This window comes from Streptomyces alkaliterrae (assembly GCF_007097205.2).
Taxonomy (GTDB): Bacteria; Actinomycetota; Actinomycetes; order Streptomycetales; family Streptomycetaceae; genus Streptomyces; species Streptomyces alkaliterrae.
Genome location: NZ_VJYK02000585.1, coordinates 1 through 1,324, shown reverse-complemented (window position 1 = coordinate 1,324; position 1,324 = coordinate 1). Strand labels below are relative to the sequence as shown.

Below are 1,324 nucleotides of genomic sequence, written 5' to 3'. Positions count from 1 at the left end.
GGGCGGTGGCGGTGGGCGGCGCGGCCGGGGCGCCGGCGGCGTGGGCGGTGCCGACGGTGCCGAGCGTGCCGACGGCGAGCATGCCGCCGGCGACCATTGCGGCGACGGTGGGGAACGTGCGCTTGCGGAGTGCGTTCATCGTGCTGCTGCCCCTCGTTCGAACGTGCTCGGGTGGGAGGTTGGTCGGTGGTGCCCGCCGACGGTCACACGACCTTCACAACCGGGCAACGGGATCGGGGCAGAACGGCCGAAAACGGTGGCTTCAGGCGGGCGGAGCCGGCCGTTCCGCATCTCCGCGCGGGCTCCCCGTGAGCAGCCAGCGGGCGAGGAGGAGGAAGCCGACGGCGGCGAGCACACCGTGGGCGATCCGCAGCGGCGGCCCGCCGAAGAACTGCGGCAGGTAGAGGACAAGCGCGGCGCCGAACGGGAGGCCGAGCCAGCGGGCGGTGCGTCCGGAGCGGGCGACGGCGAGCGCGACGAGTACGCCGGTGGCGGCGAACAGCAGCATGGCGACGCTGAAGACGGTGGCCGGGACGGCGTCCATGCGGACGGAGTCGGCGAGCGTCAGCAGCTCGGTGTCGCCGGTGCGGACGGACTCCTCGCTGATGGCCTGGAGGCCGAAGACCTCGCCGCCGTAGTACGGGAGGGCGAGGCCGGCGCCGAACCAGGCGGTGAGGAACGCGGCGGTCAGGGGCCGCCGCCCCGGAGTGCCGTCCACGGCGGCGCGGAGGCCGATCAGGCCGAGCGGCATAAGGATGAACGCGAGCATTCCGGCGAGGTGCGAGAGGGCCCAGCGGCCGGAGGCCATGGCGTTCGCGCCGTCGAGGGTGGTCTCGTCGCTGTAGGGGCGGAGCGCCGGGTAGAGGGCGAGGAGCACGCCGCCGGTCGCCAGCGCGACGGCGGCCCACCTGAGGGTGGCGGCGTGGTCGCGCTCGGCGGTCGTGGGGTCCGGCATGGGTGGGTCTCCGTCCTTCCGGGGCGCGGACCGGCCCCGCGCCTGTGCGGTTCGATCTTCGCGCCGATCGGGCGCGGAGGTGGGGGTTTTGGGCATACGCCGGGTGAACGTCACCGTTCGCAGCGCTTCTTGAGCGCGTCGTTGAACGTCTCGAAGCCGGTTGCGGTGCGGGTGAGCATGCTGCCGCCGAAGGGGGTGAGGATGCCGGAGAAGCGTTCGGTGTGGTGGAGGAGGGTGCCGCCGTCGGGGGTGGCGGTCAGTTCGAAGCGGTGGTGTCCGTCGAAGACGCCGGGGAGCAGGAGCCGGCCGAGCCAGCCGAGGCGGTGGGGGGCGTCGAGGTCGACGACGCGGGGGCGGAAGTCCATGCGC

Annotated in this window: 1 protein-coding gene and 1 pseudogene; both read right to left on the bottom strand. The window is 74.0% G+C overall.

Annotated elements, in window-relative coordinates; genetic code table 11:
- Positions 1-262: 262 nt before the first annotated feature.
- Positions 263-955: a hypothetical protein gene (locus FNX44_RS26930; protein ID WP_143651575.1), complete on the bottom strand. Its 693-nt coding sequence runs from the start codon at positions 953-955 to the stop codon at positions 263-265.
- A gap of 110 nt (positions 956-1,065) precedes the next feature.
- A pseudogene (locus FNX44_RS28395) lies at positions 1,066-1,324 on the bottom strand (SRPBCC domain-containing protein); the annotation flags it as partial.